The sequence below is a fragment of the Mesorhizobium sp. BR1-1-4 genome (assembly GCF_020165375.1).
GTDB classification, from domain to species: Bacteria; Pseudomonadota; Alphaproteobacteria; order Rhizobiales; family Rhizobiaceae; genus Mesorhizobium; species Mesorhizobium australicum.
In genome coordinates this window covers 1-24,006 of record NZ_JAIUIB010000006.1, presented here as the reverse complement: position 1 = coordinate 24,006, position 24,006 = coordinate 1, and the positions used below count along the sequence as shown (strand labels likewise).

21 protein-coding genes and 2 pseudogenes are annotated in these 24,006 nt (G+C 61.5%); 14 read left to right on the top strand and 9 right to left on the bottom strand.

What is annotated here, in order from left to right; translation table 11 throughout:
• The first annotated feature begins 24 nt into the window (after window positions 1-24).
• Window positions 25-618 (top strand): DJ-1/PfpI family protein, encoded by a 594-nt coding sequence (locus LB571_RS14215; RefSeq protein WP_015319191.1) that lies wholly within the window; start codon window positions 25-27, stop codon window positions 616-618.
• A gap of 111 nt (window positions 619-729) precedes the next feature.
• Here the strand turns inward: LB571_RS14215 and LB571_RS14210 are convergent, their stop codons facing one another.
• The 5 genes from LB571_RS14210 to LB571_RS14190 all read right to left on the bottom strand — a co-directional run bounded on the left by LB571_RS14210 (window position 730) and on the right by LB571_RS14190 (window position 5,700).
• Window positions 730-1,914 carry a mandelate racemase/muconate lactonizing enzyme family protein gene (locus LB571_RS14210; RefSeq protein WP_224595269.1) on the bottom strand — a complete coding sequence of 395 codons (1,185 nt, stop codon included), beginning with the start codon at window positions 1,912-1,914 and terminating at the stop codon, window positions 730-732.
• Between the two features lie 9 nt (window positions 1,915-1,923).
• The gene (locus LB571_RS14205; protein ID WP_140617572.1) at window positions 1,924-2,250 is read right to left on the bottom strand and encodes an NIPSNAP family protein; all 327 of its coding nucleotides are present in this window, start codon (window positions 2,248-2,250) and stop codon (window positions 1,924-1,926) included.
• Window positions 2,251-2,352: 102 nt separating this feature from the next.
• Window positions 2,353-3,711: a mandelate racemase/muconate lactonizing enzyme family protein gene (locus LB571_RS14200; protein ID WP_224595267.1), complete on the bottom strand. Its 1,359-nt coding sequence runs from the start codon at window positions 3,709-3,711 to the stop codon at window positions 2,353-2,355.
• A gap of 55 nt (window positions 3,712-3,766) precedes the next feature.
• Window positions 3,767-4,933 carry a mandelate racemase/muconate lactonizing enzyme family protein gene (locus tag LB571_RS14195; protein ID WP_140877765.1) on the bottom strand — a complete coding sequence of 389 codons (1,167 nt, stop codon included), beginning with the start codon at window positions 4,931-4,933 and terminating at the stop codon, window positions 3,767-3,769.
• A 56-nt stretch (window positions 4,934-4,989) separates the two neighbouring features.
• The gene (locus LB571_RS14190; protein WP_224595262.1) at window positions 4,990-5,700 is read right to left on the bottom strand and encodes a GntR family transcriptional regulator; all 711 of its coding nucleotides are present in this window, start codon (window positions 5,698-5,700) and stop codon (window positions 4,990-4,992) included.
• Between the two features lie 184 nt (window positions 5,701-5,884).
• Here LB571_RS14190 and LB571_RS14185 point away from each other — a divergent pair, with 184 nt between their 5' ends.
• From LB571_RS14185 to LB571_RS14160, 6 genes are all read left to right on the top strand, one after another.
• Complete coding sequence (locus tag LB571_RS14185; protein WP_224595260.1) at window positions 5,885-7,363, top strand: ABC transporter substrate-binding protein; 1,479 nt, start codon at window positions 5,885-5,887, stop codon at window positions 7,361-7,363.
• A 73-nt stretch (window positions 7,364-7,436) separates the two neighbouring features.
• Complete coding sequence (locus LB571_RS14180; protein ID WP_015319198.1) at window positions 7,437-8,396, top strand: carbohydrate ABC transporter permease; 960 nt, start codon at window positions 7,437-7,439, stop codon at window positions 8,394-8,396.
• Entirely contained in the window at window positions 8,393-9,283 is an 891-nt protein-coding gene (locus tag LB571_RS14175) for a carbohydrate ABC transporter permease (protein WP_015319199.1), read from the top strand. The genes LB571_RS14180 and LB571_RS14175 overlap by 4 nt, the downstream gene beginning before the upstream one ends.
• A 10-nt stretch (window positions 9,284-9,293) precedes the next feature.
• The gene (locus LB571_RS14170) at window positions 9,294-10,391 is read left to right on the top strand and encodes an ABC transporter ATP-binding protein (protein WP_140665604.1); all 1,098 of its coding nucleotides are present in this window, start codon (window positions 9,294-9,296) and stop codon (window positions 10,389-10,391) included.
• A gap of 33 nt (window positions 10,392-10,424) precedes the next feature.
• Entirely contained in the window at window positions 10,425-11,588 is a 1,164-nt protein-coding gene (locus LB571_RS14165) for a mandelate racemase/muconate lactonizing enzyme family protein (RefSeq protein WP_140617576.1), read from the top strand.
• 23 nt (window positions 11,589-11,611) lie between these two features.
• On the top strand, window positions 11,612-12,352 hold the full coding sequence (locus LB571_RS14160; protein WP_224595257.1) for a ribonuclease activity regulator RraA: 741 nt from the start codon (window positions 11,612-11,614) through the stop codon (window positions 12,350-12,352).
• 64 nt (window positions 12,353-12,416) lie between these two features.
• On the opposite strand, the gene LB571_RS14155 is transcribed toward LB571_RS14160, so the two are convergent.
• On the bottom strand, window positions 12,417-13,313 hold the full coding sequence (locus LB571_RS14155; protein WP_224595253.1) for a LysR family transcriptional regulator: 897 nt from the start codon (window positions 13,311-13,313) through the stop codon (window positions 12,417-12,419).
• 228 nt (window positions 13,314-13,541) lie between these two features.
• On the opposite strand from LB571_RS14155, the gene LB571_RS14150 reads away from it, so the two are divergent.
• The 7 genes and pseudogenes from LB571_RS14150 (at window position 13,542) to LB571_RS14120 (ending at window position 18,454) form a co-directional block, all read left to right on the top strand.
• Window positions 13,542-14,276 (top strand): SDR family NAD(P)-dependent oxidoreductase, encoded by a 735-nt coding sequence (locus LB571_RS14150; RefSeq protein ID WP_140665595.1) that lies wholly within the window; start codon window positions 13,542-13,544, stop codon window positions 14,274-14,276.
• Between the two features lie 48 nt (window positions 14,277-14,324).
• Complete coding sequence (locus tag LB571_RS14145) at window positions 14,325-15,077, top strand: SDR family NAD(P)-dependent oxidoreductase (protein WP_224595251.1); 753 nt, start codon at window positions 14,325-14,327, stop codon at window positions 15,075-15,077.
• Window positions 15,078-15,108: 31 nt separating this feature from the next.
• Complete coding sequence (locus LB571_RS14140; protein WP_224595249.1) at window positions 15,109-15,711, top strand: NADPH-dependent F420 reductase; 603 nt, start codon at window positions 15,109-15,111, stop codon at window positions 15,709-15,711.
• Between the two features lie 122 nt (window positions 15,712-15,833).
• Window positions 15,834-16,022 (top strand): annotated as a pseudogene (locus tag LB571_RS14135) (nuclear transport factor 2 family protein); the annotation flags it as partial.
• Window positions 16,023-16,126: 104 nt separating this feature from the next.
• Complete coding sequence (locus LB571_RS14130) at window positions 16,127-16,759, top strand: class I SAM-dependent methyltransferase (RefSeq protein WP_224595247.1); 633 nt, start codon at window positions 16,127-16,129, stop codon at window positions 16,757-16,759.
• A gap of 308 nt (window positions 16,760-17,067) precedes the next feature.
• Window positions 17,068-17,976 carry an MBL fold metallo-hydrolase gene (locus tag LB571_RS14125; protein ID WP_224595245.1) on the top strand — a complete coding sequence of 303 codons (909 nt, stop codon included), beginning with the start codon at window positions 17,068-17,070 and terminating at the stop codon, window positions 17,974-17,976.
• 9 nt (window positions 17,977-17,985) lie between these two features.
• Window positions 17,986-18,454, top strand: a pseudogene (locus tag LB571_RS14120) (metallophosphoesterase family protein).
• A 148-nt stretch (window positions 18,455-18,602) separates the two neighbouring features.
• On the opposite strand, the gene LB571_RS14115 reads toward LB571_RS14120, so the two are convergent.
• From LB571_RS14115 to LB571_RS14105, 3 genes are all read right to left on the bottom strand, one after another.
• Entirely contained in the window at window positions 18,603-19,940 is a 1,338-nt protein-coding gene (locus tag LB571_RS14115; RefSeq protein WP_224595243.1) for an HlyD family type I secretion periplasmic adaptor subunit, read from the bottom strand.
• 19 nt (window positions 19,941-19,959) lie between these two features.
• Window positions 19,960-21,654 carry a type I secretion system permease/ATPase gene (locus tag LB571_RS14110; RefSeq protein WP_224595241.1) on the bottom strand — a complete coding sequence of 565 codons (1,695 nt, stop codon included), beginning with the start codon at window positions 21,652-21,654 and terminating at the stop codon, window positions 19,960-19,962.
• 63 nt (window positions 21,655-21,717) lie between these two features.
• On the bottom strand, window positions 21,718-24,006 hold a 2,289-nt coding region (locus LB571_RS14105; RefSeq protein WP_224595238.1), incomplete at its 5' end, for a beta strand repeat-containing protein.

Below are 24,006 nucleotides of genomic sequence, written 5' to 3'. Positions count from 1 at the left end.
TTTCACACGACAGAGGACATGATCATGTCAGGCAAGAAAATATTGATGCTCACCGGCGAGTTCACCGAGGAGTACGAGATCTTCGTCTACCAGCAAGCAATGGAAGCCGTCGGTCACACGGTCCACGTGGTCTGCCCGGACAAGAAGGCAGGAGACCTCATCAAGACCTCCCTGCACGACTTCGAGGGCGACCAGACCTACACCGAAAAGCTCGGCCATTTTCAGGTGATCAACAAGACGTTTGCCGAGGCGGAAAAGCAGCTCGATCAATACCATGCCGTATATTGCGCCGGCGGCCGCGGCCCGGAATACATCCGCACCGACAAACGGGTGCAAGCCATGGTGCGCCACTTCCACGATACCCAGAAGCCGATCTTCACGATCTGCCATGGGGTCCAGATTCTGATTGCCGTGGACGGTGTCGTGCGCGGCAAGAAGGTCGGCGCGCTCGCCGCTTGCGAACCGGAAGTGACGCTGGCCGGCGGCACCTACATCGACCTCTCGCCGACGGAGGCGTATGTCGACGGAACCATGGTGTCGGCCAAGGGATGGACAGCCCTCGCTGCCTTCATCCGCGAATGCCTGAAGGTGCTCGGGACCGAGATTCGCCATAATTAAGCAAGGTCGGCGCGCGTCAACAATGCGCCGGCTTCTGTTGTGATGGGATGTGCATCCACGTGTCTTTGAAGCGGGCCCTCGGTCGGTGAGATCGAGGGCCACCGTCGCCGGTCAATCGAAGAATCCGGCATCCTCCGCCAGCAAATACTTCCTGGCGCTTTCGGCGTCGATATCGAGGCCTAGCCCCGGTGCTTCCAGCAGATCCACCATGCTGTCCCTCACGATCTGCTTGGGCAGGCCGATGACGATGTCGTTCCACCAGGGGTCCGAGGCACTGGGGTATTCGAACGCCACGTAATTGGCGGGCAAGGTGGCGCAGACGTTGATCAGCGCGCCGAGGCCCAGCAGGCCATTCGCCGTGCCATGCGGCGCCATCAGGATCGAGTGCATATAGGCGTGCTCGGCGACCCATTTGAGCTCGGCAATGCCGCCGATGTCGGCAGGATCGGGGCCGATGACGCGCACCGCCTGTGTCTCGATCAGCTCCTTGAAATTGTGCCTGAGGTAAATCTGCTCGCCGGTATGGATCGGCGTCGAGGTGGAGGTGGTCAGTTCCCGGTAGGCCTGCGGATTGACCCACGGCACATAGTCGCCGGTCAGCATGTCCTCCAGCCACATCAAATTGTACCTCTCGACCGCGCGGGCAAACTTGATCGCATCGGGCAGCATCCAGCCCGGGCCGCAGTCGAGTGCCAGGCTGACCTTGTCGCCCAGCACTTCCTTCATCGCGATCACGCAGTCGAGCATGTGGTTGAAACCGCGTTCGCTGATCACGCCCTGATCCATGGCGCCGTGATAGCCGGCCTTCTTCTGCGTCACGCCGTAATGGAAGTCCTCGATGGTGTCCTTCATGTTGGAATGGAACGAGATTCCTTGCTTAACCATGAAGAAGTTCTGCGGCTGCTCCATCATCCATTTGACGTCTGCGGCATAGTCCTCCGGCCGGTCGCCTGTGCGCTTCTGGCGGATCGAGCCGTTATAGACGCGTACCTTGTCGCGCACCTTGCCGCCGAGCAGCTTATAGGCCTTGCCGGCAATGTCCCAAAGCGCATGTTCGATAGCGCTGACCGCCGCGCCGTAGGGCTTGAAAGAACCGCGTTGGCGGATCTTCAACATGACCCGCTCGACATCGGTCGGATCCTCGCCGATCAGCGCCTCGCGGAAATGCAGCACAAAGGGCTTGAGGTAGGTCTTGGTGAACTCGACTTCTCCCAGTCCATAGAGGCCCTCGTCGGTCACGACGCGAACGATGGGGTGCTTGCCGATAACGGCACAGCGAAGGTCGGTGATCTTCATCGTGCGGTCCTATCTCACGGACGAGAAAGCTGTCGGCGTGAGCAGCTGGCTGCTGATATTGGCAACGATCTGCCCGTCGCGCTCGGACTCGTCCCGGGCCCTGTGCCATGCCGGATCGGTGACGAAAGCCGTCCATTTCGCCTCACGCTCGGCCAGTGATTCCCAGGCTAGGAAATAGGTGAGGCGGTTGCTGTTTTCGCCGATTGCCGTGGTGAAAAACCCGGCTTGGCGGATGCCATGCCTCTCCCAGATGGCCAGCGTTTGGTCGGAAAAGCGCTTGAGCAAAGCCGGCAGCCTGCCCGGCAGGCAGTCATAGATGCGCAGTTCGTAGATCATGGTTTCGTCCGTTTCCTTCTTCGCCTCTCCCTTGGGAGAGGTCGACACGAATGGTCAGTCGTCGGCCCTGTGAGCCAAGGAGAGTGAGGGCAGGAGTCTGGGCTAACTCCAGGTCCGGTCCCAGCTATATTCATTGTCCCAATGCTCGGTGGATTGCCATATCCCGGTGACACCGGGCTGCAGGTGCTGGCTGATCACCTCGTCGACCACATCGTCTATGCCCAACCCCGGCTTGTCGGGCACGGTGATGAAGCCGTCCTTGACGAGCGGCTTGGGAAGGCCTGTGACGATATCGTCCCACCAGTCGACATCGGCAGAGTGGTATTCGAGCGCCATGAAATTTTCGGTAGCGGTCGCGACATGCGCGGCGGCCATCGCGGCGATCGGGCTTTCGGCCATATGGATGGCCATGGCGACACCGTGATCCTGCGCCATGTCGCCGATCTTCTTGGTCTCGAGAATACCCCCACTGGTGAGCAGGTCCGGGTGGATGACGGAGAGGCCGCCGCTCTTGAGCAGCGGCTCGAAGCCTTCCTTGAGGTAGATGTCTTCGCCGGTGCACATCGGCACCGTGGTGGCCCCCTGCAATTGTCGGTACTGCTCGGTGTGTTGCCAGGGGATCACATCCTCCAGCCAGGCCGGGGCGTATTTCTCGATGCGACGCGACAGGCGTATGCCGTCCTGCAGCGAGATGTGGCCGACATGGTCGATGGCGAGCGGGATCTCGTATCCGATCACCTCGCGAACCTCGTGGATGTACTGCTCGAGCAGGTCGATCCCCTTCTCGGTGAAATGCAGGCCGGTGAACGGGTGCTGCACGTTCTGCGCGTCGTAGGCAAGATTGCGGGCCTTGCGCTCCTCAAGCGTGCCGCCACGGCCGCGCGGATTGGCATGAAACCCTTCGAGCGCGCCGGCGGGCGCGGATACGGCGCCCGGGACATGGGCGATCTGCATCAAGCCCAGGTCCATCTTGAGGAAGGTGAAACCACGGTCCATGCGCTGCTTGAGGCGCTTTCCGGTTTCGGTGCCGCTTGGTTTCTCGGCATCGGTATCGCAATAGACGCGCACCTGATCGCGGAACTTGCCGCCGAGCATCTGGTAGATGGGAACGCCATAGGCCTTGCCGGCGAGATCCCAGAGCGCGATCTCGACCGCCGAGACGCCGCCGCCCTGCCGACCGTGCCCGCCGAATTGCTTGATGCCGCGAAACAGGCGATCGATGTCGCAGGGGTTCTCGCCAAGCAGCCGGCTCTTCAGCATCAGTGCGTAGGTGGCGCTGGCGCCGTCGCGCACCTCGCCAAGCCCGACGATGCCTTGATTGGTATAGATCTTGAGCAGCGCCGAGGTGAACGGTGCACCGACGATCTCGGCCACCCGCATGTCGGTGATGCGAAGCTCGGACGGCTTCGAGTTGGTGTTGACCCGGTTGAGGGCCTCGTCGGCTCCATCCGTCTTTGGCATGACTTATCCCCGTTCTGATTTGCGGGTTGTCGCCCGCATGCTGCCGATTGCGTTGCTAGCCCAGTTCGATCTCATGGGCTTGCAGGTAATCGCGGTTCATCTCGATGCCGAGACCCGGCCTCAACGAGAGCTTGAGGCTACCGTTCGAAACATCGAGCGGCTCGTCGATAAGATGATCGTACTTGCCCAAATTCCACTCCGACGTTTCGAGCTTGTAGAAGTTCGGAACGGTCATCATCACCTGCGCTCCCGCAACCACGTTGATCGGTCCCGCGGCGTCATGCGGCGAGACTGGGATGTAGTAGGCTTCGCACAGGGCGGAAATCTTCTTGAGTTCGGTAATTCCGCCGGTCCAGGTGACGTCAGGCATGATGTAGTCGGCGAGCTTGTTCTCGAGAACCGGCACGAAATCCCACTTTGTGTGGCCACGCTCGCCCCAAGAGATAGCGGCACTGACCTTCTCGCGAACCTGCTTGAGGGCGTTAAGGCTCTCGGGCGGGCATGGCTCCTCGAACCAGTCGATCTGGCCGGCTTCCTCGAGGCTGCGACAGAGGCGAATGGCGGTCGGAACATCGAAGCGGCCGTGCGCATCGATGAGGATGTCGATGTCGGGGCCTGCCGTTTCTCGGATCAGAGCCGTGAGTTCGGCAGCCTCGCGCTCGTCCTTGCGGGTCATGCCGCCGTCGAGATAGCCGTCCCGCTGTTCGCGCGACACACCGTCGGCATCGCGACCCTGGTGGGGGAAGGGGTCGAACTTTAGAGCAGTATGTCCGGACTCGACGATGTCCAGGATTTCGCGCACCACAGCGTCCTTGCTGGTGAATTTGGCCTGGTTGGGATGGGTGTAGAGCGCGATCTCATCGCGGACCGGCCCGCCCAACAGCTCGTAGATCGGCTTGCCGAGGACTTTGCCCCTGATGTCCCAGAGGGCTATGTCGATCGCGCTCACGCATTCGACCGCGGCGCCACGGCTACCCATATAGGTGAAGCCGCGGAAGATCTTGTGCCAGAGGCATTCGATACGCGCCGGATCTTCGCCTGTCACGGCGGCTCCGATCTGTCGAAGGATCGTGCAGAGGGCGCGGTTGGCGAGCTTCGTGGTGGTGGTGATCTCTCCCCAGCCGCTCACTCCCTCGTCTGTCGTTACCTCGACGAACAGGAATTCCCCCCAATAGGAAGCACCAGACTTGATCAGCCACGGCCGAACGCTCGTGATTTTCATTTCAACTGCCTTTTCACTAGTGGTCAACCACGCTGTTCCAGACCTGACCCCTCGTCCTATCCGGCCCGAGCGGCGTTGCGTGCACGCATCTGTTCGAGAACATGCCGGCCGGAACCCTCGACGTGGCGGGAGATGAGTTCGGCTGCCTTGTCGGCCTCCCCGGTCTTGATGAGCGCAATGAGTTCGCGATGCTCACGAATGATCGCGGCACGCCGCGCGAGCGTGAAATTGAAACGCCGGCTCACCGCTCGCAGCACTTCGCGATGCTTCCACCAGAGCTCGGCGGCATGGCGGTTATAGTGCCGCTGGTACATCACCGTGTGAAATGCGGTATCCAGTTCACTGTGCCTGAACGTGTCGGCGAAATTGTTCTCTTCGATCAGGCCTTGGATGCGTTCGAGTTCGGCGATGTCCTCGCCGGTGGCCATACCTACAAACCATCGCGTCAGGGCTGGCTCGATCAGAACTCCGATCTCGTAGATATCGCGGACGAAATCCTGATCGATGGGCCTTACACGCGCCCCGCGGTTGGGAGAAAAGATGACGAACCCCTCGCCCCGCAACAGTTGCAGGGCCTCGCGCACGGGATTGGTCGACGTGCCGTGGCGGCGGGCGAGATCGGTCACAACAAGCCGTTCGTTGGCGGCGAGCCGTCCCTCGATGATGTCTTCCCTGATCAGTTCGTAAAGCGAGGCACCCTCGCTGGAGGCTCCGGTGGCGTCGATCACCGGGGGTGGCTTTGCTTTGAAATCGTCTGTTTCGGCCAAGGGCCGGCTCCCCAAATTAATACACAGTCTGTCCGATATCACGCACGGTTCCCATAAACAATGTACGATCTCGTGCGTTGACAGGCAATCCATGTTCTGAAAACGTACCAAGTGGTCGAGAGGATACACCGTACTGCAATAACCATCCTCGCGATCGCAGGGCGGAGAACCAGGGAGGATACCTATGACGAGGATCATGCTCGGCAGTGCGGTCCTGCGCGGCACTGTCGTCGGTATTTTGACGGCATCACTTATGTCCACATCGGCGTTGGGTGCGCCACCGGTCGACCTCAGCAAATGGTCGCCCGAATATGTGCGCTCCATCGCGGGAACACAGGATTTCGACACGGCCGGCGATTGCGCCAAGGTCACGCCGCTGGATTACAAGGGGCGACTGACTTTCTGGTATCAGGGCGTGTTCGAGGGCGATCCCGACCTGCTGCGCCAGTACTACAAGGATTTCTTCGAGACTTTCCGCAAGACCTATCCAAACATCAAGCTCGAGGAACAGGCCCTCACCTATAACGACCTTCTCGACAAGTTCCGCACCGCGCTCCTGGGCAATGCCGCGCCGATGGCGGTGCGCCTGCAAATCCTGGGCGGTACCGAATTTGCCTCGAAAGGCTATCTGCAGCCGCTCAAGCCGGAGGATGTGGGCTATTCGACCGAGGATTTCTGGCCCGGCGCCATGAAGGCCGTGACCTGGGAAGGGGTCACATACGGCGTTCCAACGAACAACGAGACGATGGCGTTCATCTGGAATGCCGACATCTTCAAGCGTGCGGGTCTCGATCCGGACAAGGCTCCCGCAACCTGGGACGACGTCGTCAAATATTCCAAGCAGATCCACGACAAGCTCGGCATTGCCGGTTACGGCCTCGTGGCTCGCAAGAATGCCGGCAATACGCCCTATCGCTTCATGCCACAGCTGTGGGCCTATGGCGGCGGCGTCTTCGACGAAGCCACCGCGAACCCGACTTACAAGGAGGTGGAGCTCGACAGCCCGCAGAGCAAGGCGGCGCTGCAAGCCTCATACGACATGTATGTCCGCGACAAGTCGGTTCCGGTTTCGGCACTTACCAACCAGCAGGCCGACAACCAGCCTCTGTTCGTCGCCGGCCAGTTGGGCATGATGGTTTCCCACCCGTCCGACTACAACGTCATGCTCGACCTGCAGGCCAAGGCGACCGGGACCGACAAGGACAAGGCGCAGACCGTCATCGACAATATGCGCTACGGCCTGATCCCGACCGGTCCTGACGGCAAGCGCGCCGTCGTGTTCGGCGGCTCGAACATTCACATCCTGAAGCCCGAGTATGTAGAGGGTGGCAAGGTGGACGAGCCGGCCGCGAAAGCGATGATCTGCATGTGGGCGAGCCCCGAATGGTCGCTGAAGATGGCCTATGCCGGCTCGAACCCGGGCAATCTTAACGGCTTCAAGACCAAATGGATGAAGGAACGTCTGGACCATATCAAGTTCCTCGATGTCACGACTTCGATGCTGCCCTATGGCATCCCCTTCCCGGCGCTGCCGGAATCCCCCGAGATCATGAACATCATCGTCCCGGACATGCTGCAGAATGCGCTGACCGGCGCGATGACCGTCGACCAGGCAGCGGACGATGCGGCCAAGAAGGTGAAAGACCTAATGGGCGGGCTCTAGTCCCAACCTGACCTGCGAACCGGCTGCGCCAAGAGCGCAGCCGGTTCTTTTCGAAAAACAAGGGCACGCCACAGTGACGATCGTGACCGGCAAGGCCGAGGCTCGCCGAAAATCGCAACCCGGCGGGTCAGGCGCATTGCGGAACATCTGGGCCCATCGCGCCGACTACGCATACGTGCTCCCGGCGATCGCCGTGATGCTCGTCGTCATCGCCTATCCGATCTACTACACGATCGAGCTGTCGTTCTATAAGACGCCGCCCGGTCTGCAGCTCCGCGACAAGACCTTCATCGGCTTCGACAATTACACCACCATCCTCACCAGCGATGTGTTCTGGAAAGTAACCTGGAACACCCTGATCTGGACATTCGGATCCACTTTCATCTCCTTTGTCCTGGGGTTTGCCACGGCGCTGGCGCTGCACCGAGACTTTGTCGGCCGCGGCGTCCTGCGCGCCATCCTGATCATTCCCTGGGTGATCAGCGCCGTTGCCGCCTCCTATATCTGGAAGTGGATCTACCATTCGGATTTCGGCATCATCGGCGCGGTGCTGGTCGGCCTCGGATTGACTGACCGGCCACCCAATTTCATCGACAACGTCAGCACGGTGCTGCCCTCCCTGATCGTCGTCAATATCTGGCGCGAGTTTCCGTTTGCCATGATCATGATGATGGCCGGCCTGCAGACAGTCCCCGAGCAATTGTTGCGGGCCGCCAAGGTCGACGGGGCCAATGCATGGCAGCGCTTCTGGCACGTTACTTTCCCGCACTTGCGCAACGTCTCGGTGGTGACGATCCTGCTGCTCGCGGTGGCCAACTTCAATTCCTTCATCATCCCCTGGATCATGACCGCAGGCGGGCCGTCGAACGCATCGCATATCTGGATAACCCACATCTATGAGCTCGCCTTCGGCCGCCAGCGCTGGGGCGTGGCATCGGCTTATTCGGTGCTCCTGTTCCTCATCCTGATGACGCTGGGCTATTTCTACGTCCGGGCGCTAAGCGGCAATGAGCGGAAAGAGGGGAGCACATGAGCACGCTTGCAGAGACAGCCTCCCGAGGCCGGCCCCATCGCCGCATGCGCGTCGACGGATGGCGCTGGGCCGGGCGCATCTTCCTCTTGTTCATGCTGATTTACACCGCGGTGCCGATGATCTGGATGCTGATCACCTCGATCAAGTCCGGCTTCGCGGCGACGCAATTCCCGCCGCAATGGTGGCCAAACGAGCCTACGCTTGCCAGCTACAAGAAGCTGCTCGATCCGCAGAACAGCGTCGGCCAGGACTTCCTGCGCTTCTTCTGGAACAGCCTGTTCGTGTCGACCGTCACGACAATCCTTTCGGTGATTGTTGCCGTCCCCGCGGCCTACGCGTTTTCGCGCTTCACCTTCCCCGGCCGGAACTTCCTGTTCTTCGCCGTGCTGCTGCGCAACATGTTCCCAGCGGTGATCTTTCTCGTGCCGCTCTTCATCCTGATGCGTGCGATCGGGCTGGTGAACACGCATGGCTCGCTGATCCTGACCTATCTCACCTTCGGCCTGCCCCTGGCGATCTGGCTGCTCAAGGGTTTTTACGACAACATCCCGGTGCAGCTCGAGCAGGCGGCGCGTATCGATGGGGCAACACGGTTCCAGGCCTTCATCATGATCGTGATGCCGCTCTCGACGCCGGGGATCATCGCCACCGCGATCTATTCCTTCATCGGCGCGTGGAACGAGTACATCTACGCCTACACGTTCCTCTCCAAAAATGAACAGTTGACCCTGCCTGTCGGCATCCAGCGCTTCTTCTCGGAAAACACGACGGACTTTCCGGGACTGATGGCGGCGAGCTTCATGATGAGCGTGCCTGTCGTGGTGCTGTTCCTCGTCCTGCAGCGATACTTCGTACGCGCCCTGACAGAAGGCGCAGTCAAGCATTAGGGAGTTGCCGATGGCCCACGTGGTCCTCAAAGATCTCGTCAAGACCTACGGCGGCTTCAAGGCCGTCAACGACGTTTCACTGACGGTCAACGACGGCGAGTTCGTTGCGCTTGTCGGCCCTTCAGGCTGCGGAAAGACGACCACGCTCAATCTCGTTGCCGGGCTGACCCCGATCACATCGGGCGACATCCTCATTGGCGACCAGGTGGTCAACGATCTCGACCCCAAGGACCGGGACATCGCAATGGTGTTCCAGAACTACGCGCTCTATCCGCAAAAGTCGGTCTACATGAACCTCGCGTTCCCGCTACAGATGCGCAAACTGCCCAGGGACGAGATCGACAAGAAGGTTAAGGAAGCGGCGCGCGTGCTCGACATGACGCACCTGCTCGAGCGCAAGCCGCGCGAACTTTCGGGCGGGCAGCAGCAGCGTGTGGCGCTGGGCCGTGCTCTCGTGCGCGATCCCGCGGTGTTTCTCATGGACGAGCCGCTCTCCAACCTCGACGCGAAACTGCGCGTACAGATGCGGTCGGAGATCAAGCGCTTCCACCAGGACCTCAAGGCGACGATCATCTATGTGACGCACGACCAGCTCGAAGCCGTCACCATGGCCGACAAGATGGCGGTGATGAACGGCGGCTTCCTGCAGCAATACGATTCACCGGCGCAGGTCTTTGCCCATCCGGTGAACATGTTCGTCGCCAGCTTCATCGGCAGCCCGGCAATGAGCCTCATTCCGCTGGAGACATTGACGGCGAACGGCAACACCGTGCTGACCAGCGCGGAGGGCTGGAGCCTCGGGCTCTCGCCGCGCAACGTCCAGAAGGTCACGGGGGCAACGACCAGGAAAATCGTGCTCGGCGCACGCCACTCGACGATCAAGCTGCACAAGAGCGCGGTGCAAGGCGGCATCCCGGCCAAGGTCTACACGGTGGAACCAACCGGAGACGTCACCTTCGTGCAGGCCTTCCTGTCCGGTGCCATCGTCAACGTCAGCGTGCCGCCCAACATTGCCGTCGCGCCCGACGAGCGGATCTGGCTCGAGTTCGACCAGGAGCGGATGCATCTGTTCGACGGTGAGACCGAGATGGCTCTCGAGGTCGACTGAGACAGGGCGGATGCGTGTGGGACGCGGGCGTGGATGACTACGAAACTTAAGATCACGGCGATCAAACCCTATCCGGCATGGGTGGGAACGCGCAATCAGATGCTGGTCAAGGTCGAGACCGACCAGGGCATCTTCGGCTGGGGCGAGAGCGGCCTGAGCGGCCGCGAGAAGGCCGTGGCCGGCGCGGTCGAGCACTATCGCGAGTTTCTCATCGGCCGCGATCCCATGCAGATCGGGCGGATCTGGCAGGAGGTTTATCGCAGCCAGTATTTCGAAGGCGGTCGGGTTCTGCAGGCAGCTATTTCGGCCATCGATATCGCCCTTCACGATATCAAGGGCAAGGCGCTGGGGGTGCCGGTCTACGAATTGCTGGGCGGCAAGCAGCGCGACCGGATCCCCACCTTCGCCTCGACCGGAGACGAGGCCGAGGGCGATGTTGCCATCGAGCGGGCCCGCGAACTGCGCGCACAAGGCTGGCAGGCGATCCGCTTCTTTCCCGTCGGGCAAAACAGCAGGGATGTTTTCGAGCCACGCGAGTCGATCGGCGCTACCGCGACCATGCTGAACAAGGCGCGCCGGGCGCTGGGTAACGATGTCGTCCTCGGCATCGACTATCATCATCGGCTGTCGGTGGCGGAGGCGGCGAGCTTCTGCAACAAGCTCGACCGCGGCGTGCTCGATTTTCTTGAGGAGCCGATACGCGACGAGACGCCGGAAGCCTACGAATCCCTGCGCACGATGACCGACATCCCCTTCGCCATTGGCGAGGAATTTGCCAGCAAGTGGCAGTTCCTGCCCTATATCGAGCGCGGCATCCACCAGTTCAACCGGCTCGATATCTGCAATGTCGGCGGGTTCACCGAGGCAATGAAAATCGCCGGCTGGAGCGAGGCGCACTATGTGGACCTGATGCCGCACAATCCGCTTGGTCCAGTGTGCACGGCCGCGACCGTGCATCTGGCCGCCGCGGTCCCCAACTTCGCATGGCTCGAGACCAGGGCTCCCGAAGCAAGGCTCGGCTTCGACAATTCCGAATTTTTCCCGGTGCAACCACGGCTCGACGGCCCCGACTACCCGGTGGGCGATCTGCCGGGGCTCGGCGTCGAGGTCAACGAAGAGGCCGTCCAGGCGCAGAGCTTCCGTTTCTGGGAAGCGCCCCACCTCAAGCGCCGCGATGGTTCTGTCACGAACTGGTAGTTCCCTTTCAATCGGAGTCCACAATGACGCATACTTCCGACATCACGCGGCCGCCGAAGGATCTGATCGACGCGCTAAAGGAGATCGGCGCCGCGACGGTTGCCGGCACGCTTGGCCATATGGGCTTCCGCAATCCGCATATGGTCGGCCCGGTGGCGCAGAACCACGGGAGATCGATCGTCGGGCCGGCGCTGACGCTGCAGTTCCTGCCGCAGCGGCCCGATCTTTTCAACGAGGGAGAATATGCCGATCCGGAAACACAGCTGCACCGGCATGTGCTGTACCACGCACAGGAAGGGGATGTGGTCGTGGTCGATGCGCGCGGCGACATGAGTTCGGGCGTCTTCGGCGATATGATGTCGACGTATTTCAAGGGCAGAGGCGGCGCGGGCATCGTCATCGACGGCTGCATGCGCGACCGGCCCAATGTCGAAAAGCTCGATCTGGCCCTATGGCTGCGCGGCTGGACGCCCAACTACCATGTGCAAACCAGCATTTATCCCAATGCCGTCAACGTTCCGATTGCCTGCGGCGGTGTCACCGTGATCCCCGGCGACATCATCGTCGCCGACGATGATGGGGTGGTGGTGCTACCCGTTGCGATGGCCGCGAAGGTGATCGAAGAATCCCAGAAACATCACGACTGGGAGGAGTTCTCACGCATGAAGCTCATGGAGGGCGGGTCGTTGCAACGCTATTATCCGCTGCACCCAAGTGCGACCGAAGAGTACCAAGCCTGGCGGGCAACCAACCCAAAATTTTGATGGACGATCGAGATCCCGAAATGTTTCATGGAGGGCAGGCGAACCGCCAAGTCCCAGACGGGCGTTAGTCACGCGTTACGGACAGTCCCGCGATAAGCGGAGCGTACGCGGCGAGCCTGCGGGATACGAACTCCGTGAAAAGCCGAACGCGCTTCGTCTTGCGTGCCTCCCCCTGCGTGAGAATCCAGAGTGTCCCATGCATGGGCGGGTTGGTGCCCGGCACCCTCACGAGCAGGGGGTCGGCATCTCCGACAAAGCACGGCAGTTTCGTCATCCCGATCCCTTGCTGCGCCGCGATGATCTGCGTCTCGGCATCCGGAGTCCTGAACGGAGCTCCCGTGATGTGAACTTCTCCCTCGCGCGCCCAGTCCGGAATTCCATGATTGTCTATTGCGATCCACCGGAGGGGATCAGGCGTGCCCGCACGCAACGCGGGTAGTCGATCGCGAGACATGTAGACGCCGCTGAACACCTCCGGTCCCTTCAGGCCGTGAAGATTGAGCGGCAGGGTCTTGCGGTCGGCGATAATGCGGATCGCGACGTCGGCCTCTCGGTTAGTCAGATTCGCCACCTCGCCAGTGGTCAAGATTTCCATCTCGATGTCCGGATGCATACGCGCGAAGTCGGCGAGATCCGGCATGAGCAGGTGTGTGGCGAGGAACGGTGGAACTGTCACCCGCAAAAGCCCGCGCGCGCTCTGGTCGCGACCGAAGACACGCGTCTCCAGCTGGTGCGACGACGCTTCCATCTGGTTCGCGAGCTCGAGGACCTCCTCGCCCGCAGCCGTCAGGCGGTAGCCCGAAGGCAGCTTTTCGAACATCCGCGTCCCGAGGCGTTCCTCAAGTTGAGCGATGCGTCGCAGCACGGTCGAGTGATACACGCCGAGGCGCTCGGCGGCAGCCCGCACCGAGCCGCCGCGCGCGGCGGCAAGAAAGTAGCGAACGTCATCCCAGTCAATCATGGTGCATTCCCGCGCCGCCAGCTGCGCCTTCCGAAGCCCGTTCTAGCACGCCGAGCTGTAATGCGCGCGACTGTTGCGGCGTTCAATCGTCAGGGTGGATCGTTTTCGCACCACCGATGTGCGCGAACCCGCACTCACCGCCCGACTTCGGCGATCCCATGTTCAGGCTCTCGGGTTGACCCACCGTACAGCCAAAGACCCGAGATGGCGAAACGAAGGACGCACGACATGAACAGACTGAATGGAAAGACCGCCGTGATCACCGGCGGCGCTACCGGCATCGGCCGCGCCGCTGCAAAGCGCTTCATCGAGGAAGGCGCCTTCGTCTTCATCTTCGGCCGCCGGCAGCAAGCGCTCGACGCCGCTGTGGCGGACCTCGGGCCCAATGCCCGCGCGGTGAAAGGCTCGGTCTCGGATGAGGCCGACCTCGACCGGCTCTACGCTGCGGTGAAGGCCGAACGCGGAAGCCTCGACATCGTCTTCGCCAATGCCGGGGCTGGAGGCCCGCTTCCGCTCGGCCAGATCACCGCCGAGCACATTGACGAAACCTTCGGCACCAACGTGAAAGGTACGATCTTCACGGTCCAGAAGGCGCTGCCGCTGATGGGCCCGGGCGGTTCGATCATCGTTACCGGATCGAGCGCCGGCACCACGGGCGCACCGGGGTTCACTGCCTACAGCGCGAGCAAGGCGGCAGTGCGCAACCTCGCGCGGACCTGGGCGGAGGACCTGAAGGGCACCGGCATCCGCGTAAACGTGCTGTCGCCCGGGGCGACCGCGACCGACCTCGCAAAGGAAGCGCTGGGCGAGGAAGGACAGAAGGTCTTCGCCTCGATGACTCCGCTCCAGCGCATGGCCGATCCGGCGGAAATTGGGGCGGTGGCTGCCTTTCTCGCGTCGTCGGACAGCAGCTTCATGACCGCCAGCGAGGTCGCCGTTGATGGCGGCCTGGCGCAACTCTGACGCCGGCGCGTTCCCGCGCCTGGCTCACACAACGAAGGATAGAAGATCATGAAAAAGTTAGAAAATAAGGTCGCCGTCATCACCGGCGGAAGCAGCGGGATCGGCTTGGCGACAGCCAAGCGCTTCGTTGAAGAAGGCGCGCACGTCGTGATCACCGGGCGACGAGAGAAAGAGCTGAAGGAGGCCGCGGCCTTCATCGAGAGAAACGTTACGACGGTCGCAGGCGACGTGTCGCGCTTGGAGGATCTGGACCGGGTCTATGCCGTCGTGAAAGAGAAACACGGCCACATCGACATTCTCTTCGCGAACGCAGGCGCAGGGACAATCGCACCGCTCGCGGCAGCGACTGAGGCCCATTTTGACCAGACCTTCGATGTGAATGTGAAGGGGTTGTTTTTCACGGTACAGAAGGCGCTTCCACTATTCAGTGACGGCGGTTCGATCATTCTGACCTCTTCGGTCTCCAACGTGTTGGGGCTGCCAGGGTTCAGCGCCTACGCTGCGAGTAAGGCGGCGGTGCGAAACTTCGCTCGCGCTTGGACACTGGAGCTGAAAGATCGCAAAATTCGCGTGAATTCAATGAGTCCCGGACCAACCGAGACCCCGGCGTTGGAGACAACGACAGGCCTTACCCCCGAGCAAGCCGAGCAAGCGGCCGCCCAATTTGCTTCACAGATCCCAATGGGTCGCAGGGGCAAGCCAGAGGAAATCGCGGCTGCCGTCACTTTCCTTGCTTCTGACGAAAGCTCTTACATTACCGGCGTAGATTTCGCCGTTGATGGAGGCATGGCCCAGGTCTGACCTCGGCATCACACAAGATCGGAGAAACATCATGAGCTACACAATTATCGGCTTCGGCAATATCGGCCGAGCCCTCGCCAAGGCATTTGCTCGCAAGGGCATCGAGGTATCCGTCGCAACCACGCGCGACCCGGAAAGCTTTGCCGCGGACGCGGCCGCGATCGGGCCTACGATCATCCCCAAAAAGCTGGCGGACGCGGTCAAGGCGGACATCATCTTTTTGGCAGTCCGTTTCGAGTCGCATCCCGATGTCGCGAAGGCGCTGTCCACCTGGAAGGGGAAGACAATCGTCGATGTGACCAATGCCTACGGCGTGCCCCCTGAGACGCTGGGAGGACAGCCTTCTTCCAAGTTCATCGCGCAGGCTTTCCCCGGTGGACGACTGGTCAAGGGCTTCAACCATTTGGGCGCTGCCACCCTTGACCAAGATCCAGCAGTGCATGGCGGCAGGAGAGTCGTGTTCCTGGCGAGCGACGATGACGCTGCCGCAGCGGAGATTGGTACGCTCGCGGAAAATCTCGACTTCTCGCCGATCAAACTTGGCGGGCTTTCGGAAGGTGGGCTGCTGGTCCAGGCGCGCGGAAATAGCTGGGGTCATCTGATCTTCAAGGACCTGGTCAAGTTCGACCGATGAACACGACGTGCCCACCGGCAGGGTCACGATGCACGGACCGGACCGAGCGTGATCCGGTCCGTGCGAAATAGGAAATTCCCATGACTGTCGAGAAGACCATCCAGACCGTGAGGGACTTCTTCGCCGCGATCGGCCGGGTTTTGGTCGTCGGCTCCGGGAGGGGAAGGATCAAAGCCACGAACAAGACGTTCGAGGACGACTGGATCTTCGCCATCACGGTCCGGGACGGCAGATTGACCAACATCCGGGAATACGTCGACACACAAGCACTGGCACGCGCCTCGCAGATGGACGCGTCCGGATCGGCGTAGCGCTTGCCGTCTGCGGCCATCGAATGGGGTAGACGGCGGATCAGCCGTGGATCGCCCCCTCGCACGCTGGCGCTCGTCGAATGCTCAATCGAAAGGAGATCTCGATGTACGACCAATCCAAGCTATCCGAGTTGATCCGGTTCGCACGCGCAGATGCGGGCTTCACCGTCATCGACGTCTACCCGGGCAACGGCGACTGGACCCGCGTCTTCTCAGACATCGTGGGACCCCAAGGACGTGTCTACAGCTTCGTGCCGGCCGAAGTCGCCCACTTCAAGGACGATCCGGTCGGCCGCATGCGGACGCTCGCGAAGGAGCCGGGCCGAGAGAACATCGAAGCCGTCTCGGCGGACCTTGTGGCGATGCCGGAGGTCACGCAGCCAGCGGATGTTATATGGCTGCATCTGTTCTACCACGATCTCCACACCGCTTTGATTCAGGCCAGGAGCGCGACGGCAGCCGACTTCAATCGAGCCGTCTATGAGCGGCTGAAGCCCGGTGGTTCCTACGTTATCGTGGACCACGCCGCCGCCGTCGGGGCCGGCACGAGCGAGGCACAGTCGCTGCATCGGATCGAGCCTGCATCCGTTCGCGAGGAGGTGGAGGCGGCCGGTTTCGTCCTGGACGCGGAAAGCACCACGCTGGCGAACAAGGACGATCCGCACTCGAGCAAGGTGTTCGATCCTTCGATCAAGGGCAAGACCGATCGCTTCGCCTATCGGTTCCTGAGGCCCTGACAGTGAGTGATCCGCCTCAAGTGGGCTCGGCTCCCGCAAGCGTGAAAGCGTTGCCGTTTCCACACGGAAGGGCTTTGGCTGTCCGTTCTCTTGAGCAAAGGTGCTGGTGTAACGCAGCCCTCTTGAAGAGGGATCGGAGAAGATTGTGAGCTATCTCACTGCCTATAATCTGGCGCGATACGCGACACGCGATGCCGAATGCGCTCACGCTCACTCTTTTGTCGCTCCAAGCCGGTTACGCGAAGTCTATCTAGGACCGCTCCTTCGCCCGCTTTGAGGTCTCGTTGCCCGCGAGGTAGACTGCTCGCATGACCTTCAGGCTTATCTTCCTCGGGACCTCGGCCAGCGTGCCCTCGGCCGGGCGCAATCACCCGGCGCTGCTCGTTGAAGCCGGCAGTCAACGGGTGCTGGTCGATTGCGGGGAAGGCACCCAGCGTCAGCTTCTGCGCAGCGGCGCCGGATTCAGGCGACTTGATCGCCTGCTCCTCACGCACGCGCATTTCGACCACGTGCTCGGGATTCCAGGCTTGTTCTCGACGCTTCGGCTCCGGCAGAGCAAGAACCATGTGACCATTCATGGCAGCGCAGACACTCTTGGCGTCGTCGCCCGCATGCTCGCTGGCCTTTGGGGTAAGGGACGCGCGCCGATCCCGCTGCAACTCGTGCCGCTTGCCCCCGGACGCGTGTTCGAGGTGGATGAGTTCACCGTCGATTGCTTTCAAGTTCGCCATCGCGACACCGACAGCTATGGCTTCGTCTTCGAGACGCCGGCGCGTCGTCACCTCCGTTCGGACCGCTTGGCAGCTCTCGGTGTGCCAGACGGTCCGATCCGGAAGGATTTGGCCGAAGGCCGCTCAATTTCTCTCCCCGACGGCCGAACGATTGCTCCCGAAGCAGTCCTCGGACCACCCGAGGCTGGCAAGAAGCTGGTCATTGTAGGCGACACCGAAACCACTGATGGATTGGTCGACAAGGTGAGCGGCGCCGACCTGCTTGTCATCGAAGCCACATTCCTGCAACGAGATGCAGCGATGGCGCGCGACTACGGACATCTGACAGCCGCGGAGGCAGCATCGCTGGCAGCGACCAGCGATGTAAAGCAGCTCGTTCTTACGCACATCTCCGGCCGCTATTACGACGAAGAAATTCTCGCGGAAGCCGTTCAGGCGTTTGCGAACAGCCTTATCGCAACGGATTTCACCACCCTCACCGTTTAGGGCAGGGCCATGACATTCAGAATTGGCGTCATCTCGGACACGCACGGCTTGCTGAGGCCGGAGGCGGCGCGTTGCCTGGCCGGGGTCGACCACATCATTCATGGAGGAGACATCGGTCGCCCTGAGATCATTACGGCGCTTCGCTGTATCGCGCCGGTTACCGCGATCAGAGGAAACGTGGACACCAGTGGCTGGGCGCTGCCATACGCGGAAACCGAGCTCGTACGTCTTGCCGGGCGAGCAATCTACGTGCTTCATGATCTCAAGACGCTGCAGATCGACCCGGTTGCCCACGGCATCGACTTGATCGTGTCCGGTCACTCGCATGTGCCGGGGATGGAGACAGTGGATGGCGTGCTTTATTTGAATCCGGGCAGCGCTGGCCCGCGACGGTTTAAGCTGCCTGTCACCCTTGCGACGGTCGACAATCACTCGAGACAGCATAGGGCCTTCGATAGTGAGCTTGGCAAGCGGCTGAACGAATTCAGCGCGCACTACGCCGCACTTATATCCGACTGTCTCCTCGATTTTTCACAAGATGGCAGGCGCGCCGTAACGCGGAGACACGCATTCTTCGCGACTTGTTTAACGGGAGTTCTCGCCGCGTGCGGTGATGGACTGATCCGTCATTTCTGGCGAAACGCTGAGTGGAACGACACAACCAGCGGGCCTAGAATGTAGTCGAGCGCCGTGCGTTGCTCGGTAACGATCATGACTGACGCCGGCATGCCCGGATAAAGCGCAATCTGTGGGGCTGCGGCCAATTCCACGGGATCGACCGCTACGTCCGCGAGGTAATAGGGAAAGCCTGTCTTGGTGTCGGTAATGCGATCCGCCGAAATGCGGGCGACGCGTCCATGAATTATGGGTATCGAACGCTGCTTGTATGATGTGAAACGAACTTCGGCGGCCATGTCGGGACGCAGGTTCGATATATCCTCGACGCGAACCTGTGCCTGGACGATCAGTGAATTCTCGGTCGGCACGATGTCAAGGATGGTCTGGCCCGGCGCCACGATCGCACCGATCGAGAAAACGCTGAGATCCATCACTTGGCCATCATAGGGCGCACGCACTTCGGCCCGGTCCATGGCGGCCTGGGCGGCGAACATCTTGGGTATGAGATCGGACAGGTTCGATTGCGTATCGATCAGCATGGCCGACAACTTGGTCCGGCGCTCATTCGTCAATTGTGCGATCTGGCTCTCGAGTTCGGCTTTGCTCTGTAGGGTGCCGCCGATGGCGCCGAGATTATCGTCGATCAAGCCCTGCAAATCCGAAGCCGACCTTTCCAGCTCCAGGATGCGTGGGCGGGTCGTCAAACCGGCCTTGAGCAGCTTCGACAGGCTGGCCTTCTCGCCGATCGTCGATTTGAGCTGGGCCCGGTAGGATTCGACCCGAGACTGCTTGCCCCGTATCTGCTCCTCGAGCTCGGCAATGCGCCGCTCGAGGATCTGCCTTGCGCCGGCCATCGAGGCGCGTTGGCTTTCCAGGTCGGCGATCTGGTTTGCCATTGCGTCCTTGAGGTAGTCCTGGTGCTCCTTGAGGATGTCCTTGGGAAAGGCAACCGCCTGGCTGCCGTCCAATTCGGCGCGGATCCTGGCATCGGTGGCGCGCAACAGTGCATATTGCTGGGCATAGAGATTGAACTCGGACCGAATCCTGGTGTCGTCCAGCTTCAGCATTATGTCGCCCCTCCTGACGACGTCGCCATCCTTAACGCGGATCTCCTTCACCGTACCGCCGTCGAAGTGCTGGACGCTCTTGCGATTGCCTTCCACCTTGACGATGGCATCGGCGAGCACGGCACCGTTCAGAGGGGCAAAGGCCGCCCAGCCGCCGAAAATGCCGAAAAAGGCCATTATGATCAGCAGGCCAATATAGGCCGGCACCCGGATGGAATCCGGAGCCAGGATGCCCGACCCGCCAGGCAGGCTATGGTAAGTGAGGGCACTGTCGCTCATCGATCTCTCCGACCACAGCTCATTGGGTCGCCACCGCCATTGGAGCCGCGCGCTGGTTGAGCAGCGCCACGATCTCGTTTCTCATGCCGAACGCCTCGACGGCGCCATCGCGCAACAGCAGGATCTTGTCGACATTCGCCAAGGTCGAGGGCCGGTGCGAGACGATGATAACAGTGCTGCCGCGGCGCTTGAGCTCGATCGCGCAGTCGCTCAGCGCGCGATCGCCATCGGCGTCGAGATTGGAACTCGGCTCGTCGAGAATGATCAGTTTCGGCGTTCCAAACACCGCCCGGGCAAGAGCAATCCGTTGCCGATATCCTCCCGACAGCACGGCGCCGCCCTCCCCGATCTGCGTCTCGTAGCCCTGCGGCAGGCGGATAATCATCTCGTGTACGCCGGCGAGCCGCGCGGCCTCGATCACCTCGTGGTCGACATTGGTCTTGAAGCGCCCAATGTTGGCGGCGACGGTATCGGAGAAGAGTTCGATATCTTGCGGCAGGTAGCCGATGTGATCACCTAATGCGTCGTGCCCCCATTGCGACAGGTCGGCGCCATCCAGCCTGACTGTGCCGCGACTGGGTTGCATGACGCCGGCAAGGTGGCGCGCCAGGGTCGACTTGCCGGCGCCGGAGGGGCCAACGATTCCGAGCGCCTCGCCTGCTTCCAACCGAAACGACACGTCGCGCAGAAGCACTTTCTGCTGGCTTTGAATTGCAAAGCTTACCTGCTCGACGGAAATCATGCCGCTGGGCTTCGGCAGGTTGAACGCTCTTTCGTTGCGCGCGCCCCCGTCGACCAGCCTCTCGACCCTTGCCAACGCTGCCCGCGCCAGGATCAGGCTGCGCCAGAGGCCGACGATCTGCTCGACAGGCTGCAACCCCCTGCCCAGCAGGAGGCTCGCCGCGAACATGGTGCCGCCGGTAATCTGCCGTTCGATGACCAGATAGGCGCCGAGGCCGAGGATCAGCGATTGCATGGTGAGCCGCAGGAACCGGATGAGGCCCGACATCAAGGCGGCACGGTCGCTTGCCTCCGCCTGGCGCCGCAGCGCGAGGTTGCGGTCGCGCCCCCAGCGGCGGATGAGACCGTCGATCATCCCCATGGCGCGAACGACTTCGGAGTTCCTGAGGCTCATCTCGGTGAAGTTATAGTTGTTCGTCGCCAGCTCGTTGGCCTGCTTCAGCGGCGAGCGCACGAGATACTCGTTGAGCACGGCCATGCCGATCAGGAGCAGCGAGCAGCCCAGTGCGAAGAAGCCGAGCCACGGATGCAGCAGGAAGATGATGCCGATGTAGATGGGCGACCATGGCAGATCGAACAAAGCGTGGATGCCACTGCCGGTGATGACCTGCCTGAACGTATCGAAGTCGCGGATCGGCTGGCTCGGCGAGGAACCGGGCGATGGGGCCTCGACGGACGCGGCGAGGATCTTTGCCGAAAGCAGACGGTCGAGCCGGGCGCTGGCACGCGTCAGGATCCAGGCGCGGACCAGGTCGAGACCCGCCAGCGAAAGGAAGGCTGCCAGCAACACCAGGGTCAGCATCACCAGCGTGGTTTCGCTGCCGCTGGTGACAACCCGGTCATAGATCTGCAGCATGTAGAGGGGGGAAGCGAGGTAGAGCAGGTTGATCGCCAGGCTGAATGCCGCCGCAACCAGGAAATAGCGGCGGCATGCCCGAAGCGCATCCTTCACAATTCGAGACTTGCTATCCACTTCCAGAACCCCACTCGATACACGTCAGGTCAGGGAGCCGCCATAGCCGGCGGCCCTTTTCGCTCACACCACGAAGTCGCTTGAAATCGCTCCATTGCCGATGCCGGTCAGCGTGAATTCCGCCGGATTGTACGAAACGACGGTATGACCCTGGCCGTCATCGGCAAGCTTGAAGGCGTTCGCATCATAATTGCCGACCAGATGCAGCGCGGCGCCGTGGGTGCCGTCCGAAACGGTCAGCGTTCCGCCGCTGCCATCCTGGTTTGCCTGATAGACGGCCGTAGTCCCCACGCCGAACAGGATATCGCCGAGGTCCAGCCTGTCGTCATTGGTGATGCCGCCGATCCGTCCGCTGTAGTCGAAGGAATCGTCGAGTTGCAGCGTGCCGGCAGCGTCGTGTCCGAAGGTGACGTCCGTCGACGAGGCGCCGCCGAATTCCAGCTTCGACAAATTGCCGATGGTGGCATCGCCGTCGCCGGTAACCTGGCCGTGGATCACGATGTCGCCGCCATTGGCCCAGAGCATGCCTGAATTCGCCAGGCCGCCGGCGACCGTCAAGCCGCCAGAACCCGTTGCCTCGAGCGTTCCGGAGTTGGTGACGACGCTGCCACCGGTATCGATGACCAGCGCGTGCGAGCCGGTGGCGATAATGGTGCCCTGGTTGTCGAGGCTGAGCATGCCGCCGCCCAGCTGGCCGGAGCCCGAGATCGTGTTGTCGACGTTGACCAGAGTGACGTCCGGCCCTGTGCCGGAAATCATGTTGGCGGCGCTGTCGGACAGCAGGATCTGCCCGCCCCCCTGCAAGGTCACGCCGTGCTGGATGACCTGCAGCAGCGTATCGCCGCCGGTCGAGTCGAGCGAGATGAGGCCGCTGTTGTTGAGAATGCCGCTGAGCGGCAGCAACGCGCCGTCGCCGATCGTCATGGTGCCTGAATTGTTGACCACCGGCGTCTGGTCGAACACGAAATTGCTGGCTGTGAGTGCGCCCGAATGCACGCCGTCCAGCGTGATCGACTGTCCGTCGCCGAGTGCGATCACCGCATTGCCGTTGGCATCGTCGGCGATATGCGTCTGGAGGTCGGCGAAGTCCGCCAATCCGGTATAGCCGATGAGATCGATCTGGTCGGCCGCGGCATCGAAATTGTGCACCGTGTCGGCGCCGATCGGTTGCGAGAAGACGAAGAGATCGTTGCCGTGCGAGCCGGTCAGCACGTCGTCGCCGGACCAGGCAAAGATCGGCGAACCCGGTGCGTAGGCCTCGACATTGTCGGCGATCGACGCTGTGCCCGTGGTGCCGTCGGCATTGATCCAGGTCATCTCGACATCGAGCACGGCTGCCCCGGTGAAACTGGCCGGCGTGGTAACGGTCAGCCCGTGCAGGTCGTTGGTCTGGATCGTCCAGCTTCCGTCGGCGTTGTGGATCGCGCCGTCGATGGTCCAGCCCGAAGGCACATCCTTCACCGTGACGGTGATGAGCGCGCCCTCATGTGATGGGTCGGTGAGAGCAAGGTTGATTGGCTCGCCGGAGGTGCCGGCGGGCTTGAGACCGGTTGTAATTTTCGCGGCATTGGTTTGCCCACCTGCATCCAAGAATGCTCCACTGTCGATCGTAAGAGTGTAGGAGGATCCGTTGCTGCTTCCCGCGCCTTTGTCGACCTGGAAGGTGTATTGGGTGTGGGTTGCATTGAAGCTTCCCGACCCGCTGATCACACTTACATTCGGCAGGCCGGAGACATGCATCACGTCCGACAGATTGGCGAAATTTTCGTTCACTGCCGTGCTGAACGTAATGGTTACGGTACTTGGCTCTGCGTTGCTCCCCTGTTTGCCATCCACCACCGAGGAAATCAGAGTCGGGCTGACGTCGTTGGTGCCATTCACGGTCACCGTCACGGTCTGGGTGTCCGAGGCTGCATTGTTGTCGGTGCTCTGGACCGTGTAGGTGAGCGTCAGCGACTGGCCGACGGCAAGGTAGTCGAAGGCCTGCGTGCCGGAATTGAAGGTCCAGCCGAGGTTGTGGGTGTCCGTCGGATTGGCTGCCAGACCCGACGTCGGTGTAACAGCCAGCATGGCTAGGAGCTGGGTGTTGGTCAGACCAAGGCCAGCCGTCGTTCCCGAAGCCACGACAGTCGTGACCGAAGAACTCACCGTGTCGGAGAGATCGGCATCGGTCACCGTCAGCGTGCCCGTGGTCGAGAGGCCGGCGTTGGTTTCCGTCAGGGTCGCCGATGCAGTGTCCGGCGTCCCCGTTCCCACAAGATGAATATCCGGCGCATCGTTGGTGCCATTCACGGTCACCGTCACGGTCTGGGTGTCCGAGGCTGCATTGTTGTCGGTGCTCTGGACCGTGTA

What these genes read in the sequence shown, in the direction of transcription:
- LB571_RS14215 (WP_015319191.1), top strand. Translation starts at nt 25, where the DNA reads ATGTCAGGCAAGAAAATATTGATGCTCACCGGCGAGTTCACCGAGGAG.
- LB571_RS14210 (WP_224595269.1), bottom strand. Translation starts at nt 1,914, where the DNA reads ATGAAGATCACCGACCTTCGCTGTGCCGTTATCGGCAAGCACCCCATC.
- LB571_RS14205 (WP_140617572.1), bottom strand. Translation starts at nt 2,250, where the DNA reads ATGATCTACGAACTGCGCATCTATGACTGCCTGCCGGGCAGGCTGCCG.
- LB571_RS14200 (WP_224595267.1), bottom strand. Translation starts at nt 3,711, where the DNA reads ATGCCAAAGACGGATGGAGCCGACGAGGCCCTCAACCGGGTCAACACC.
- LB571_RS14195 (WP_140877765.1), bottom strand. Translation starts at nt 4,933, where the DNA reads ATGAAAATCACGAGCGTTCGGCCGTGGCTGATCAAGTCTGGTGCTTCC.
- LB571_RS14185 (WP_224595260.1), top strand. Translation starts at nt 5,885, where the DNA reads ATGACGAGGATCATGCTCGGCAGTGCGGTCCTGCGCGGCACTGTCGTC.
- LB571_RS14175 (WP_015319199.1), top strand. Translation starts at nt 8,393, where the DNA reads ATGAGCACGCTTGCAGAGACAGCCTCCCGAGGCCGGCCCCATCGCCGC.
- LB571_RS14170 (WP_140665604.1), top strand. Translation starts at nt 9,294, where the DNA reads ATGGCCCACGTGGTCCTCAAAGATCTCGTCAAGACCTACGGCGGCTTC.
- LB571_RS14165 (WP_140617576.1), top strand. Translation starts at nt 10,425, where the DNA reads ATGACTACGAAACTTAAGATCACGGCGATCAAACCCTATCCGGCATGG.
- LB571_RS14160 (WP_224595257.1), top strand. Translation starts at nt 11,612, where the DNA reads ATGACGCATACTTCCGACATCACGCGGCCGCCGAAGGATCTGATCGAC.
- LB571_RS14155 (WP_224595253.1), bottom strand. Translation starts at nt 13,313, where the DNA reads ATGATTGACTGGGATGACGTTCGCTACTTTCTTGCCGCCGCGCGCGGC.
- LB571_RS14150 (WP_140665595.1), top strand. Translation starts at nt 13,542, where the DNA reads ATGAACAGACTGAATGGAAAGACCGCCGTGATCACCGGCGGCGCTACC.
- LB571_RS14145 (WP_224595251.1), top strand. Translation starts at nt 14,325, where the DNA reads ATGAAAAAGTTAGAAAATAAGGTCGCCGTCATCACCGGCGGAAGCAGC.
- LB571_RS14140 (WP_224595249.1), top strand. Translation starts at nt 15,109, where the DNA reads ATGAGCTACACAATTATCGGCTTCGGCAATATCGGCCGAGCCCTCGCC.
- LB571_RS14130 (WP_224595247.1), top strand. Translation starts at nt 16,127, where the DNA reads ATGTACGACCAATCCAAGCTATCCGAGTTGATCCGGTTCGCACGCGCA.
- LB571_RS14125 (WP_224595245.1), top strand. Translation starts at nt 17,068, where the DNA reads ATGACCTTCAGGCTTATCTTCCTCGGGACCTCGGCCAGCGTGCCCTCG.
- LB571_RS14115 (WP_224595243.1), bottom strand. Translation starts at nt 19,940, where the DNA reads ATGAGCGACAGTGCCCTCACTTACCATAGCCTGCCTGGCGGGTCGGGC.